The organism is Micromonospora sp. NPDC002296 (genome assembly GCF_040296145.1).
Taxonomy (GTDB): domain Bacteria; phylum Actinomycetota; class Actinomycetes; order Mycobacteriales; family Micromonosporaceae; genus Micromonospora.
This window is the reverse complement of the sequence record NZ_JBEOWQ010000016.1, coordinates 13,957-26,356: the sequence shown is the minus strand read 5'-3', so window position 1 is coordinate 26,356 and position 12,400 is coordinate 13,957. Positions and strand designations below refer to the sequence as shown.

13 protein-coding genes are annotated in these 12,400 nt (G+C 74.8%); 7 read left to right on the top strand and 6 right to left on the bottom strand.

The features are described from left to right. Positions 1 to 59 precede the first annotated feature (59 nt). Positions 60 to 365, top strand: coding sequence for a hypothetical protein (locus ABT023_RS15070; RefSeq protein WP_350885637.1), 306 nt, complete (start codon positions 60 to 62; stop codon positions 363 to 365). Positions 366 to 436: 71 nt separating this feature from the next. Here ABT023_RS15070 and ligD read toward each other — a convergent pair whose 3' ends face one another. Further along, a complete protein-coding gene (ligD, locus tag ABT023_RS15065) occupies positions 437 to 1,465 on the bottom strand; it encodes a non-homologous end-joining DNA ligase (RefSeq protein WP_350885635.1) in 1,029 nt (342 codons plus the stop codon). 47 nt (positions 1,466 to 1,512) lie between these two features. Between ligD and msrB the strand changes: the two genes are divergently transcribed. The 4 genes from msrB (at position 1,513) to ABT023_RS15045 (ending at position 4,253) form a co-directional block, all read left to right on the top strand. Further along, entirely contained in the window at positions 1,513 to 1,920 is a 408-nt protein-coding gene (gene msrB / locus ABT023_RS15060; protein ID WP_350885633.1) for a peptide-methionine (R)-S-oxide reductase MsrB, read from the top strand. A 213-nt stretch (positions 1,921 to 2,133) separates the two neighbouring features. After that, positions 2,134 to 2,394 (top strand): metallothionein, encoded by a 261-nt coding sequence (locus tag ABT023_RS15055; protein ID WP_350885631.1) that lies wholly within the window; start codon positions 2,134 to 2,136, stop codon positions 2,392 to 2,394. 159 nt (positions 2,395 to 2,553) lie between these two features. After that, on the top strand, positions 2,554 to 3,009 hold the full coding sequence (locus ABT023_RS15050; RefSeq protein ID WP_350885629.1) for a GNAT family N-acetyltransferase: 456 nt from the start codon (positions 2,554 to 2,556) through the stop codon (positions 3,007 to 3,009). A gap of 128 nt (positions 3,010 to 3,137) precedes the next feature. After that, a complete protein-coding gene (locus tag ABT023_RS15045) occupies positions 3,138 to 4,253 on the top strand; it encodes a lytic polysaccharide monooxygenase auxiliary activity family 9 protein (RefSeq protein ID WP_350885627.1) in 1,116 nt (371 codons plus the stop codon). A 219-nt stretch (positions 4,254 to 4,472) separates the two neighbouring features. Here the strand turns inward: ABT023_RS15045 and hemQ are convergent, their stop codons facing one another. Genes hemQ through hemE form a run of 3 tightly spaced genes read right to left on the bottom strand, consistent with a single transcriptional unit; the run spans position 4,473 to position 7,682 of the window. Then, complete coding sequence (gene hemQ, locus ABT023_RS15040; protein ID WP_350885625.1) at positions 4,473 to 5,174, bottom strand: hydrogen peroxide-dependent heme synthase; 702 nt, start codon at positions 5,172 to 5,174, stop codon at positions 4,473 to 4,475. After that, positions 5,171 to 6,580 (bottom strand): protoporphyrinogen oxidase, encoded by a 1,410-nt coding sequence (gene hemG / locus ABT023_RS15035; RefSeq protein WP_350885623.1) that lies wholly within the window; start codon positions 6,578 to 6,580, stop codon positions 5,171 to 5,173. Before hemG ends, hemQ begins: the two co-directional genes overlap by 4 nt. Positions 6,581 to 6,590: 10 nt before the next feature. Then, positions 6,591 to 7,682 carry a uroporphyrinogen decarboxylase gene (gene hemE, locus ABT023_RS15030; RefSeq protein WP_350885621.1) on the bottom strand — a complete coding sequence of 364 codons (1,092 nt, stop codon included), beginning with the start codon at positions 7,680 to 7,682 and terminating at the stop codon, positions 6,591 to 6,593. 134 nt (positions 7,683 to 7,816) lie between these two features. Between hemE and ABT023_RS15025 the strand changes: the two genes are divergently transcribed. Continuing rightward, on the top strand, positions 7,817 to 8,389 hold the full coding sequence (locus tag ABT023_RS15025; RefSeq protein WP_350885619.1) for a DUF3000 domain-containing protein: 573 nt from the start codon (positions 7,817 to 7,819) through the stop codon (positions 8,387 to 8,389). Positions 8,390 to 8,503: 114 nt separating this feature from the next. Here the strand turns inward: ABT023_RS15025 and ABT023_RS15020 are convergent, their stop codons facing one another. Together ABT023_RS15020 and ABT023_RS15015 are read right to left on the bottom strand one after the other, a co-directional pair. After that, the gene (locus tag ABT023_RS15020; RefSeq protein WP_350885617.1) at positions 8,504 to 9,457 is read right to left on the bottom strand and encodes a hypothetical protein; all 954 of its coding nucleotides are present in this window, start codon (positions 9,455 to 9,457) and stop codon (positions 8,504 to 8,506) included. Between the two features lie 77 nt (positions 9,458 to 9,534). After that, on the bottom strand, positions 9,535 to 10,749 hold the full coding sequence (locus ABT023_RS15015; protein WP_350885615.1) for a S1C family serine protease: 1,215 nt from the start codon (positions 10,747 to 10,749) through the stop codon (positions 9,535 to 9,537). A gap of 202 nt (positions 10,750 to 10,951) precedes the next feature. Between ABT023_RS15015 and ABT023_RS15010 the strand changes: the two genes are divergently transcribed. Continuing rightward, the gene (locus ABT023_RS15010) at positions 10,952 to 12,274 is read left to right on the top strand and encodes a ribonuclease D (protein WP_350885613.1); all 1,323 of its coding nucleotides are present in this window, start codon (positions 10,952 to 10,954) and stop codon (positions 12,272 to 12,274) included. Positions 12,275 to 12,400 lie beyond the last annotated feature (126 nt).

Genomic DNA, 12,400 nt, shown 5'->3' with positions numbered 1-12,400 from the left:
GCGCGGTGGCCCGTCCCGCCCCACCCGTGTCCGCCGGTCCCGGGCGTCAATCTGCTTGGATGGCTGTCATGGGGATCGCCCTCACCGTGCTGATCATCGCTGTCGTGCTGCTGTTTGCCGCCCAGTTCGCCGGGACCCGGCAGGACCGGAGCACGCCACGACGGCTGGCCGAGGTCGAGCGGCGCCTGCAACTGGTCATGGACCACCTCGGGGTGGTGGACGAGCGGCCGGCGCCGCCCGGGGTCCGCGAGCACCTGGCCCGGGGCGAGAAGCTCCAGGCGATCAAGGCGTACCGGGAAGCGACGGGCGTGGACCTGCGGACGGCCAAGGAGGCCGTGGAGGCGATGATGGGCCCGCTCCGCTGAGCCGAGTGCGTCAGCCGGCCGGGCGACGCGAGCGCCGGGCGACCGCCCGGCGACGCGAGCGGCCCGGCTGGTCAGCGCGGGCGGTCGCGGTCCTTCGAGGGCTGGACCCGCTTCGGCTCGCCCGGCATCTTGGGGTGGTCCGGCGGGTACGGCATGTCACCCTGGCCCGCGGCGGCGTCCCGGTCGGCCCACTCCAGCAGCGGGGTGATGTCCCACGGGGCGTCGTCGATGCCGGCGTGCGGGTCGCCCCGCTCGGCCAGTCGGGCCGGGACGCTGCCCAGGTGGAACTCGTCCGGGTCCACGTCGGGCAGCTCGTCCCAGGTGACCGGGGTGGACACGGTGGCCCGGGCGTTGGCCCGCAGCGAGTACGCGCAGGCGATCGTGCGGTCCCGGGCCATCTGGTTGTAGTCGACGAAGACCCGCTCGCCCCGCTGCTCCTTCCACCAGGCGGTGGTGACCAGATCGGGGCGGCGACGCTCCAACTCCCGGGCCAACGCGATGGTGGCCCGCCGCACCTCGGTGAACGTCCACCGGGGCGCGATCCGCAGGTAGACGTGCACGCCCCGGCCGCCGGAGGTCTTCGGCCAGCCGGTCGCGCCCAGCTCGTCCAGCAGGGCCCGCACCTCCGCGGCGGCCGTCGCCGCGTCGACGAAGTCGGTGCCCGGCTGCGGGTCGAGATCGATCCGCAGCTCGTCGGGGTGGTCGACGTGGTCGGCGCGCACCGGCCACGGGTGGAACACGACGGTGCCCATCTGGGCGGCCCAGGCCACGTGGGCGAGGTCGGCCGGGCAGAGCTCGTCGGCCGTCCGGCCGCTGGGGAAGCTGATCCGGGCGGTGCGCACCCACGGCGGCACGCCCCGACTGGGCACCCGCTTCTGGAAGAACATCTCACCGGCGATGCCGTCGGGGAAGCGTTGCAGCGTGGTCGGGCGGTCCCGCAGGGCGCGCAGGATGCTCTCGCCCACCGCGACGTAGTAGCCGAAGACATGCGCCTTGGTGAAGCCCCGCTCCGGGAAGATCACCCGGTCCGGGCTGGTCAGCCGAACCAGGTGACCGGCCACCTCGATCTCCGTGGCCGTTGCCTTCGTGGTGCTGCCCATCCCGAGACCATATGCCACGGCACCGACACCCGACGTACCGTTGTCGGGTGAGTCTTGACGAGAACGAACTGCCCCGGACCGAAGACGAGTGGCGGGTCCGGCTGAGCCCGGAGGAGTTCCGGGTGCTGCGCGAGGCCGGCACCGAGCCCGCATGGACCGGCGAGTACGTGGACACGAAGACGCCCGGCGTCTACCACTGCCGCGCCTGCGGGGCACAGCTGTACCCCAGTGACACGAAGTTCGACTCGCACTGCGGCTGGCCGAGCTTCGACGACGCGATCCCGGGCGCGGTGCGGGAGATCGAGGACAACAGCCACGGCATGCGGCGTACGGAGATCCGCTGCGCGCGCTGCGACAGTCACCTCGGCCACGTCTTCCGGGGCGAGGGGTTCACCCCGAAGGACACCCGGCACTGCGTGAACTCGATCTCCGTCCGGCTGGAGCCGCAGGGCTGAGTCGCGGACGCCCGGCCGTCCGGGGCGGGACCGGGTCAGGCGCAGCGCCTGATCCGTCGTCCCTCCGGAGTTCGAGGCTTCCACCAGGCACAACGCCCGACACGCCGGCCCGACACGCGGCCGGAACGGCCGGCTTCGGCCGTTCCGGCCGCCCGGATCGGGCCGCTGCCGCACGCTGTGGGGGCACATGTTCCTTTCTCGGGGGGTTCGGCCATGGCGACGTGCGAGGTCTGCGGCAACGACTACTGGATGGCGTTCGAGGTACGCACGGTCAGCGGCGACGTGCACACCTTCGACTGCTTCGAATGTGCGGCGCACCGGCTGGCGCCGATCTGCGAGCACTGCCAGGTCAAGATCGTCGGCCATGGGGTCGAGGTCTCCGGCCGCTTCTTCTGTTGCGCCCACTGTGCCCGGCAGGAGGAGGGCGACCGGGGCGCGGAGATCCGCGACGCCGTCGGCGCCCGCCCCCACTGACCGGGGACAGAGACCGTCCGCCCCCACTGACCGGGGACAGAGACCGTCCGCCCCCGCCGACCGGGGACGCTGGGCGGGCGCGACACCGGAGGCCACCCCGGCCGGCCGCCGGGAAGGGGCCACCGCGTCCCGGCTGGCGCGGGCACCTACCATCGCCGGATGCCGCCGCAGACCGTCGAGGCCCGACATGCCTCCTTCGCCGAGCTGGACGCCCGCACCTTCCACGACCTGCTCCGACTCCGCATCGACGTGTTCGTGGTGGAGCAGGCGTGCCCGTACCCGGAACTGGACGGCCGGGACGTCGAGCCGGGCACCCGGCATCTCTGGCTGGCCCGCGGCGGCGCCGTCCTGGCGTACCTGCGAATTCTGGCCGACCCCGACGGGGTCGCCCGGATCGGCCGCGTGGTGGTGGCGCCGTACGCCCGGCGCGGCGGGTACGCCGGACGGCTGATGGCCGAGGCCCTGACCGTGGTGGGCGGTCGGCCGTGCGTGCTGGAGGCGCAGTCCCACCTGACCGGCTTCTACGCGCGGCACGGCTTCGCCGTCAGCGGGCCCGAGTACGTCGAGGACGGCATCCCGCACACCCCGATGCGCCGGGAAAGCGCCATCCATTGACATAAGTGAATTGGTGTGGAAATCTGCGCAGGCAGGAGCCGCCGCGGGATCAGCACCAGCCGGCACGGGAGGGGCAACTCCCGCCGTCCGGGCGTCGTCGCAGTCCGACCTCTCACCCGGAGGCTCCCATGTCCACCCCCGTCCGCAGGCGTTCCACGCCGCGCCTGGCAGCCTGGCTGCTCGCCGCCGGCGCGGTCGTCGCGCTGCTGCTCACCACCGCCCTGGCGAACTCCGCGTCCGCCCACGGCTCGGTCGTCGACCCCGCGTCCCGCAACTACGGCTGCTGGCAGCGCTGGGGCAGCGACTTCCAGAACCCGAACATGGCCACCCTGGACCCGATGTGCTGGCAGGCCTGGCAGGCCGACCCGAACGCCATGTGGAACTGGAACGGCCTGTTCCGCGAAGGCGTCGCCGGCAACCACCAGGCCGCCATCCCGGACGGCCAGCTGTGCAGCGCGGGCCGCTCCTCCAGCGGCCGGTACAACGCGCTCGACACCGTCGGCGCGTGGAAGACCGCGCCGGTGACGAACAACTTCCGCATCAAGTTCTACGACCAGGCCAGCCACGGCGCCGACTACATCCGGGTGTACGTGACGAAGCAGGGCTTCAACGCGCTCACCAAGCCGCTGGCCTGGGGAGACCTGGAACTGGCCGGCCAGATCGGCAACACCCCGGCGTCGCAGTGGACGCCGGAGGCGCAGGGCGTGTCGATCCAGGTGCCGGCGAACGCGCCGGGCCGCACCGGCCGGCACATCGTCTACACCATCTGGCAGGCCAGCCACCTGGACCAGTCGTACTACCTGTGCAGCGACGTGGACTTCGGCGGCGGCGGCCCGACCACACCGCCGCCCACCACCCCGCCCACCACGCCGCCGCCCACCACGCCGCCGCCCACCACGCCGCCGCCCACCACGCCGCCGCCCACGACGCCCCCGGCGACGGGTCGCTGCACCGCGACCTACCGGGTCACCAACTCCTGGGCCGGCGGGTTCCAGGGCGAGGTCGAGGTGACCGCCGGCGCGTCGGCGATCAAGAGCTGGACCGTGACCTGGACGTATGCCAACGGCCAGCAGGTCAGCTCGTCGTGGAACGCCACCGTGACCAGCAGCGGCTCCACGGTCACCGCCCGCAACGTCGCGTACAACGGGGCGCTGGCCCCCGGGGCGAAGACCGCCTTCGGCTTCATCGGCTCCTCGACCGGCACCAACACCGCGCCGACGCCCACCTGCACGGCAACCACCTGACCCCCTCCCCCGCCGACCGGCCGACACGACCCACCCGGACCGACGAGGCCACACCCCACCCGGGCAAGATCGCGCCTGAACACGGAATTAGTGGCCACCCCTGGCCGGGTGGCCACTAATTCCGTGTTTCAGCGGGGACGGGCGGCCCGGCACGGCGCGGGACTGGGCACGCGGGCGGGCGGCGGCGTCAGGTGTCGTGGCGGGGGCCGTGGGAGGCGCTCACACGAGGCAGGAGACGATGTCGGCGATCGGGCGGCGGCGGCCGGTGTAGAAGGGAATCTCCTCCCGGACGTGCCGGCGGGCCCGGGAACCCCGCAGGTCGCGCATCAGGTCGACGATCCGGTGCAACTCGTCGGCCTCGAAGGCGAGCATCCACTCGTAGTCGCCGAGGGCGAACGAGGCGACCGTGTTGGCCCGCACGTCCGGGTAGCCCCGGGCCATCTTGCCGTGCTCGGCCAGCAGCTCGCGCCGCTCGGCGTCCGGCAGGAGATACCACTCGTACGAGCGGACGAACGGGTAGACGCACGTGTACGCCCGGGCCTCCTCGCCGGCCAGGAACGCCGGGATGTGGCTCTTGTTGAACTCCGCCGGCCGGTGCAGCGCCATCTGCGACCACACCGGGGTCATCGCCCGGCCCAGCGTGGTCCGACGGAACCGCAGGTACGCGTCCTGGAGCGCGTCGCTGGACGACGAGTGCCACCAGATCATCAGGTCGGCGTCGGCGCGCAGCCCGGCCACGTCGTACGTGCCGCGGACCGTCACGTCCTTGCCGGCCAGCTCCTCGAAGAGGGCCTCGACCTCGCCGGTGACGTTCTCGCGCAGTGACGGCAGCGGGCTGGTGGCCCGGTACACCGACCACATCGTGTAACGGATGCTGTCGTTCAGCTCCCGCAGCCGGGTCGCGTTGGTCTGCTCGGTCATGCTGCCGATCCTCCCAGTGCTGTGATGATCTCTTCGGCCGCCGTCGCGCCGGAGCGGACGCAGACCGGGATGCCGACGCCGTCGTAGCCGGCGCCGGCCAGGGCCAGCGTCGGGTGCGTGCCACGCAGCGCCGCCCGGGCGGCGGCCACCCGGTCGAGGTGCCCCGGGGTGTACTGCGGCAGCGCCCCGCCCCACCGCTGCACGTGGCTGGCCACCGGTGCGGGCAGCGGCGCGGACAGCACCGTCGACAGCTCCCGGTGCACCGTGTCCACCAGGTCGGCGTCGGTGACCTGGAGGGACGACTCCTCGCCGTACCGGCCGACCGAGGCGCGCACCAGGGCCAGCCCGTCCGGCCGGGCCAGGTGCCCCCACTTGGTGGTGAAGAACGTCGACGCCTTGATCAGCAGCCCCTCGGTGGCCGGCACCAGGAACCCGGACAGCGCCGGCAGCGCCGGCTCGGGCAGGGCCAAGGTGATCAGCGCGACGCTGGCGTAGTCCAGCGCGCCGACGGTCGCGGCGGCCTCCGGCGCGATCCCGGCCAGCAGCCGGGCGGCGGGGCGGGCCGGCACGGCCAGCACCACGGCGTCCACCTCCACCGACTCCGGGTCGCGGGTCGGACCGACGGTCAGCCGCCAGCCGGTCGCCGTCGGAATCAGCTCGCGTACCGCCGCGTCCCGGCGGATCGTCGCCCCGCCGGCCGTGGCGGCGGCCTCGACCAGCCGGCTCAGCCCGCCGGCCAGGGTGCCGAAGACGGGGGTGCCGGGGGCGCGCGGCGCGGCGGCCTGCGCGGCCCGGACCGCGCCGACCAGGGTGTGCTCCGTGCGGGCCGCGTGGGCCAGCGCCGGCATAGTGGTGACCAGGGACAGGTCGTCGGCCCGGCCGGCGTAGACGCCACCGAGCATCGGGTCCACCAGCCGGTCCACCACCTGGTCGCCGAGCCGGGAGCGGACCAGCGCCCCGACGGAGACGTCCGCGCCGGGGGCCAGCAGCGGGCGGCCGGTGTCGCGGTCGGCGTCCGCGACCGGCTGCGCGACCGTCGTCACCTGCGCCAGATCCCCGGGTACGCCCACCAGCGTCCCGCCCGGGATCGGGCGCAGCCCGTTGTCGACCGCGAGGGCCGCCTGCCCGACGGTGGGGTGCACGATCTCGTCGGCCAGCCCGAGACGGCGGGCCAGGGCGACGGCGGCGGACTCCCCGCCGGCCGGGTCGCGCATCAGGAACGACTCGGCGCCGAACTCGACCGGCTGCCCGGCAAGCTCGCCGGTGCGCAGCTTGCCACCGAGCGCGCCGGACTGTTCGTACACGGTGATCTCGGTGCCGGCGGGCGCGCGGTCCCGCAGCCGGACGGCGGCGGCCAGCCCGGTGATCCCGCCCCCGACGATCGCCACCCGCCACGGCTGCCGCACGGTCACTCCCTCACTCCGCCGGGCGCGCGGACACCTCGTGCACCAGCGCGACCACCCTGGTCAACACGTCCGGATCGGTCTCCGGAAGCACGCCGTGACCGAGGTTGAACACGTGGCCGGGGGTGGCCCGGCCCTCGGCGAGGATCCGCCGCACCTCGGCCTCCACCACCGGCCACGGGGCGAGCAGCACCGCCGGGTCCAGGTTGCCCTGCACGGCCCGGTCGGCCCCGATCCGGCGGGTCGCCACGTCCAGCGGGGTACGCCAGTCCACCCCGACCACGTCGGCCCCGGCCTCGCCCATCGCGCCGAGCAGCTCGGCGGTGCCCACCCCGAAGTGGATCCGGGGCACCCCGGCGTCGGCCAGCCCGGACAGCACCTTCGTCGAGTGCGGCAGCACGTACCGCCGGTAGTCGGCCTCGGACAGCGCGCCGGCCCACGAGTCGAACAGCTGCACCGCGGACACCCCGGCGTCGACCTGCACCCGCAGGAACGCGCATGTCACGTCGGCCAGCCGGGCGCAGAGCGCGTGCCACAGCTCCGGCTCGCCGTACATGAGGGCCTTGGTCTTCGCGTGGTTGCGCGACGGGCCGCCCTCGACCAGGTAGCTGGCCAGGGTGAACGGGGCGCCGGCGAAGCCGATCAGCGGGGTGTCGCCCAGCTCGGCGACGAGCAGCCGGACCGCGGAGTCCACGTAGGAGACGTCGTCGCGGGTGATCGGCCGGATCCGCTCGACGTCGGCGGCGGTGCGCACCGGCTCGGCCACCACCGGCCCGGTGCCCGGGACGATGTCCAGGTCCACCCCGGCGGCGGCGACCGGGACCACGATGTCGCTGAACAGGATCGCCGCGTCGACCCGGTGTCGGCGCACCGGCTGGAGGGTGATCTCGGCGACCAGGTCGGGGCGGCGGCAGGACTCCAGCATCCCCACGTTCTTGCGGATCTCGCGGTACTCCGGCAGCGACCGGCCGGCCTGGCGCATGAACCAGACCGGGGTGCGCGGGCCGTCCTCGCGCCGGCAGGCCCGGACGAACGGGGAGTCGGCCGGTCCGCCGCGGCGGGGTTCTCCGTCTCGGGCGGCAGTGCCCGTGGTGTCGGTGGTCATCGCGGCAATCGTGCCACGCCCCCGATGCCCGTCCCCCACCCCCGCCATCTTTTGTGACCCACCCCCGTTCGGCGGGGCGGGCTGTCGGCGTGCCGTTTCCGGCAGCCGGGCGGCAGGCGGCATAGGCTGCCCGCATGGCCCCCCCGATCGCGCTTCCGGAGACCTTCGCCCGCGCGGTCGCCGGGCTGCGGTCGGCCGCGCCCCGGTCGGAGATCGTCCTGGAGGAGGTCGGCGCACCGCAGCGGCTCGCGCCGTACGCGTTCGCGCTCTCCGCGGCGGTGCTGCGCGACGACGACGAGGTCGCCACCGGGCGGTTGATCCTGCTGCACGACCCGGCCGGGCACGAGGCCTGGCAGGGCACCCTGCGGCTGGTCACCTACGTCACGGCGGAGCTGGAGGCCGACCTGGCCAGCGACCCGTTGCTGCCCGGGGTGGGCTGGACCTGGCTGACCGACGCGCTGGACGTCCAGGACGCCCCGCACCGGGCGATCGGGGGCACGATCACCCAGACGATGTCGACCCGGTTCGGTGACCTGGCCGGGCCGCCGACCGTCGCCGACATCGAGATCCGGGCCTCGTGGACGCCGCTCGGCGAGGACCTGACCCCGCACCTGCTGGCCTGGTGCGCGCTGCTCGCCTCGACGGCGGGCCTGCCGCCGCCCGGGGTGACCGCCCTCCCGGAGCGCCGCCCGGCCGGCGCCGCCTGACCCACCGGTCCCGGCCCGGCGGGCCCGCCGGGCGGCGGGGACGGGAACGGAGACGACGCGGGCCGCGCCCACCGGACCGGGGTCCGGCGGGCGCGGCCCGGGCGGGCGTACCCGTCAGAGGTAGTCCTCGGCCTCGTCGCAGACCTTGTTCATCCCCTGGGTGGCCTTGTCGTACGCGGCCTTGTTGTTCGCAGCCGCCGCGGTCAGCGCGCTGGTGAGCTTGTCCAGGCAGGTGGCGATGACCTTCTTCTGCCGGGCCTGCTCGTCGCGGTCGTTACGGGTGCCGGTGAGGTCCTGCTCGGTGTTCGAGAGCTTGTCCCGCACGCCCTGCAGGTCCTTCTTGAGCTTCTCGATCTCGGTCTTGTTCGCCGTGATCGTCCCGTCCCGCTCGCTGACCTGGGCGGTCAGCCGCTGCTCCGTGCGGTCCAGCTCGTTGCCTTTGGTCACGTAGAGGCCGGTCATCACGCCGCCGAGGACGAAGAGCAGCCCGGCCACCAGGGCCAGCACCAGCACGCTGCGCCGGCCCTTGCCCGCGGCGGGCGCCGCCGGGCCGTACGGCGGCGCACCGGGCGGGCCGGACATCGGGTGGCCGAAGCCCGGACCGGAGGCCGGCGGCACCGACATCGGCTGGGCGTACCCCGGGGCGGAGACCGGCGGGGTGGAGACCTGCTGCCCGAACGGCGGGGCCGACTGCGGCGGCTGCTGACCGTAGGCCGGCGCGGGCGGGGCGGACTGCGGCGGCTGCTGACCGTACGCCGGCGCGGGCGGGGCGGACTGCGGGGCGCCGTACTGGCCCGGCTGGGCGGCGCCGTACTGGCCCGGCTGCGGGGCCCCGTACTGGCCCGGCTGCTGCGGCGGCTCCGCCGAGGGCTGCGGGGCGCCGTACTGGCCGAACTGCTGCGTCGGCTCGGTCGGCGGCTGCGGGCTGCCGTACTGGCCGGGGGCGAACTGCCGGGTCGACTCGGCCGGCTGGCCGGTCGGGCCGTACTGCTGGGGCACGGGCTGGCCGGGGCCGGCCGGCGGCGGGTAGGGCGGCTGGCCCCCGGGCCCGCTCGGTGGCTGGGACATATCTCATCCTCCAGGTGACTGGCCCGCGGCCGGACGACGGCGACGGACCGGGCTGGTACGAGGCAACGACGGCCGGTTCAGCAGATCCGGAAGCCGTCGCAGGCGACCTTGATGGGTACGGCGAGGCCGATGCCCTCGGCGTCGCGGGCCTTGGCGGTGGCGATCCCGACGACCTGCTTCTGGCCGTTGATCACGGGACCACCCGAGTTGCCGGGGTTGATCGGGGCATCGAACTGGATGACCGGACCCGAGCCCTGCTGGGCCTCGCGGAAGGCGCTGACCACGCCGGTGGTGACGCTGTCCTGGAGACCGAGCGGGGCGCCGACCACGACGATCTGCTGGCCGGACTTGACCGCCGCGGACGCCGTGACCAGACCGGTGAACTTGCTGGTGGTGCGTAGTTGGGCGACGTCGTTGGCCTCGTCGACCTTGACGATCGTGGCCGGGTAGCGCTGGTCGGTGCGTTCCAGGAAGACCTCCCGGCCGCCGCTCTCCCAGACCGACTCCACCACGTGGAAGTTGGTGAACAGGTTCGTCCCGCCGCCGGCGACCGGCTTGCCGACCGCGAACGCGGTGCCGGTGAACTGCCCGGCCCGGACCCGGAACACGCTGGGCAGCACGGCGCTGGCCACCGCCTCGGGGTTGAACTGGGCCCCGGCCTGCCTCTCCAGGGTCTGGATCCGCTGGTCGAGGTCGTCGAGCCGGGTGCCGTCGCCCTGCTGCGCGGCGGCCTGCCGCTGGTCGGTCCCGGAGAGCCGGTCGGAGAGCCGAGAGAGCTGGTACGCCTGCACGCCCGACACCAGGGCCAGCACCACGGCCAACCCCAGCGCGACCAGGGTGAGCGCGCGGCCCCGGGCGGGCCGGGCGGGCGGGGCCGGGGCGGGCCAGCCGGGGGTCGACGCGCCCTGCGGCGGGTACGCCGGGCCGGGGGCCGGGGGCGGCGCGACCGGTCCGGCGGGCGGGGCCGGCTGCTGCCCGTGCCCCGGTGGGTACTGCCCGGGAGCCGGCGTCGGCGCCGGCCCACCCCACTGGCCGGCGTTCGGCGGCGGAGCCCAAGCGGCCTGCCCGGGAACGACAGGGGCCTGACCGGGGACCGGGGCCTGACCGGGGATTGCGGGGGGCGGGTAGGGGGCGGCGGTGCCCCGGGGCGGAACGATCCGTGGCGGCAGCGGGCCGGGCCGGGCCGGGCCGTCCCATGCCTCGGCGGTACGGGCCGGGTCCGACCAACCGCCTCCGGAACCGTCGTCGGGTCCCTGCCCCGCGCCTGTCGGACCGTACCCAGCCGTCGTCATCGCCACGACCTCCCCGTAGACGCCCCCGATGCCCCCGCCGACGCGGGTTCGTCACCGGTCGGCGGCCCGAAGACCGTACCTGCGCTGTCGCGCTTTGTCTCCCCCGGTGTCCGACCCTGCCATGTCGGGTCAAGTCGCCGGCACCGACACACGCCCTACCCGGCTGCGCGCGCCGGATCCTTCGGCGCACTAGGGTTGTCAGGTGACCGACGAACCACCCCTGCGCCGTCGGGCCGCCGAAAGCCGTACCGGAGACGCGCCGCGCCACCCGCCGTCGGCCGCGCCGGAACCGGTGGACGCGGGGCCCGAACCGACCGGCAGCGAGCCCGTGCCGCTGACCGCCCCCCGCGACGGCACCCCCCTGCCGGTGGCCACCGAGGACGAGCTCGCCGAGGTGGTGGCCCGGTTCGCGGCCGGCACCGGCCCGGTGGCCCTGGACGCCGAGCGCGCCTCGGGGTACCGCTACAGCCAGCGCGCCTATCTCGTCCAGCTACGGCGGGCCGGTGCGGGCACGACGCTGATCGACCCACTGCCGCTGCCCGACCTGAGCGCCCTGGACGCGGCCATCGCCGACGTCGAGTGGGTGCTGCACGCCGCCAGCCAGGACCTGCCCTGCCTGGCCGAGTTGGGGCTGCGCCCACGGCGGCTGTTCGACACGGAACTGGCCGCGCGGCTGGCCGGATTCGAGCGGGTCGGCCTGGCCGCGCTGACCGAGCAGCTACTCGGCTTCACCCTGGAGAAGCACCACTCGGCAGCAGACTGGTCGAGCCGGCCGCTGCCGGAGTCGTGGCTCACCTACGCCGCCCTGGACGTGGAGATGCTCACCGACCTGCGCGACGCCCTCGACGCGGAGCTGACCCGGCAGGGGAAGTCGGCCTGGGCGGCGGAGGAGTTCGCCGCCCTGGTGCGCAACGGCGCCCGCCCGCCCCGGGTCCGCGCGGAGCCGTGGCGGCGCACCTCGGGCATCCACCGGGTGCGCGGCGCCCGCGCCCAGGCCCGGGTCCGTTCCCTCTGGTACGCCCGGGACCAGATCGCTGCCCGCCGGGACGCCGCGCCCGGCCGGGTGCTGCCGGACTCGGCGATCGTGGCCGCCGCAGAGCTGGACCCTGGGGACGAGAAGACCCTGCTCACCCTGCCCGGGTTCGGCGGCCGGTCGGTGCGCCGGCTGGCCCGCACCTGGCTGGCCGCCCTTGAGGACGCCCGGCAGTTGCCGGAGGACGCGCTGCCGGTCACCCCGGCGGTGGAGGGGCCGCCCCCGCCGCACCGGTGGGCTGAGCGGGACCCCGTGGCCGCCGGCCGGCTGGCCCGGTGCCGGGAGGTGGTGGTCCGGATCGCCGCCGCGCACACCCTGCCGCCGGAGAACCTGATCACCCCGGACTCCGTCCGCCGCCTCGCCTGGACCCCGCCGGACGAGGTCACCGAGGACACGGTGGCCGAGACACTGCGCGGCTTCGGCGCCCGCGAATGGCAGATCGCCCTCCTGACCGACGACCTGACCCCAGCCCTGATCCCCCCATCCAGCTGACACCCCTTCCCCCCCCGTTGATCAAGAGGCTTGTGTCAGGGGCGGCCACTCCGCTGACGCAAACCTCTTGATCAACGCGGCGGGGGTCGGTGTGGGGTGGGACACAGCGGGGTGGGTGCCGGGGGT

Coding starts and splice junctions, on each gene's coding strand:
- ligD (WP_350885635.1), bottom strand. CDS start 1,465: ATGGGCAGCACCACGAAGGCAACGGCCACGGAGATCGAGGTGGCCGGT.
- ABT023_RS15055 (WP_350885631.1), top strand. CDS start 2,134: ATGGCGACGTGCGAGGTCTGCGGCAACGACTACTGGATGGCGTTCGAG.
- ABT023_RS15050 (WP_350885629.1), top strand. CDS start 2,554: ATGCCGCCGCAGACCGTCGAGGCCCGACATGCCTCCTTCGCCGAGCTG.
- ABT023_RS15045 (WP_350885627.1), top strand. CDS start 3,138: ATGTCCACCCCCGTCCGCAGGCGTTCCACGCCGCGCCTGGCAGCCTGG.
- ABT023_RS15015 (WP_350885615.1), bottom strand. CDS start 10,749: ATGACGACGGCTGGGTACGGTCCGACAGGCGCGGGGCAGGGACCCGAC.
- hemQ (WP_350885625.1), bottom strand. CDS start 5,174: ATGACCGAGCAGACCAACGCGACCCGGCTGCGGGAGCTGAACGACAGC.
- ABT023_RS15025 (WP_350885619.1), top strand. CDS start 7,817: ATGGCCCCCCCGATCGCGCTTCCGGAGACCTTCGCCCGCGCGGTCGCC.
- ABT023_RS15020 (WP_350885617.1), bottom strand. CDS start 9,457: ATGTCCCAGCCACCGAGCGGGCCCGGGGGCCAGCCGCCCTACCCGCCG.
- hemE (WP_350885621.1), bottom strand. CDS start 7,682: ATGACCACCGACACCACGGGCACTGCCGCCCGAGACGGAGAACCCCGC.
- ABT023_RS15070 (WP_350885637.1), top strand. CDS start 60: ATGGCTGTCATGGGGATCGCCCTCACCGTGCTGATCATCGCTGTCGTG.